We start from the raw sequence: 520 nt of genomic DNA, 5'->3' as shown, positions 1-520 counted from the left end.
GGCCGAACCTGCACCCGGATCCGGATCCGGATCCGGATCCGGACCTGGCGCCGGTCAGCGGCCTGGGATCCGTGGATCAGCGGTGCCAGGCGTTAACCTCGGAGCTGATCCCAGCCTGCGAGGGGCCGCCTTGGACACACCGACGCTGACGACCCGCCGGGACGCCGGCGGGGACGGGGCCCAGCGTAACGCGGCTGGTCATCGTGCTCTGGTCGGGCAGTTGCGCGGGCGGTTGGCGCAGGCCGCGTTGGGTGGTCCGGCACAGTCGCGGCGTCGCCATGTTGCCTGGGGGAAGCTGCTGCCCCGGGACCGGGTGGACGGGCTGCTCGACCGCGGCAGCCCCTTTCTTGCGCTGTCTCCGCTGGCCGCGGGATGAAGATGGAGCACGTGGTGGCGGCCCCGCACGCCGGCCTGGTCAAGGACGTCATCGTCCGTACCGGGGATCAGGTCGCTTTCGACCGGCTGCTCGCGGTGGTCGAACCCGTGGACCCGCCGGCCGGGAAAACCCGGTGAAACCGGC

General features: G+C 72.1%; 1 protein-coding gene and 1 pseudogene. Both read left to right on the top strand.

Annotation, left to right across the window (positions count from 1 at the left end; all coding sequences use genetic code 11):
* Window positions 1-130 precede the first annotated feature (130 nt).
* A pseudogene (locus tag DD1DGNOD_RS15240) lies at window positions 131-370 on the top strand (methylcrotonoyl-CoA carboxylase); the annotation flags it as partial.
* Between the two features lie 8 nt (window positions 371-378).
* Window positions 379-513: a hypothetical protein gene (locus DD1DGNOD_RS30530; protein ID WP_346434333.1), complete on the top strand. Its 135-nt coding sequence runs from the start codon at window positions 379-381 to the stop codon at window positions 511-513.
* Window positions 514-520 lie beyond the last annotated feature (7 nt).

Source organism: Candidatus Protofrankia californiensis (assembly GCF_900634765.1).
GTDB lineage: Bacteria > Actinomycetota > Actinomycetes > Frankiales > Frankiaceae > Protofrankia > Protofrankia californiensis.
The sequence above is the reverse complement of the archived record's forward strand: the minus strand, read 5'-3'. Positions and strand labels throughout refer to the sequence as shown.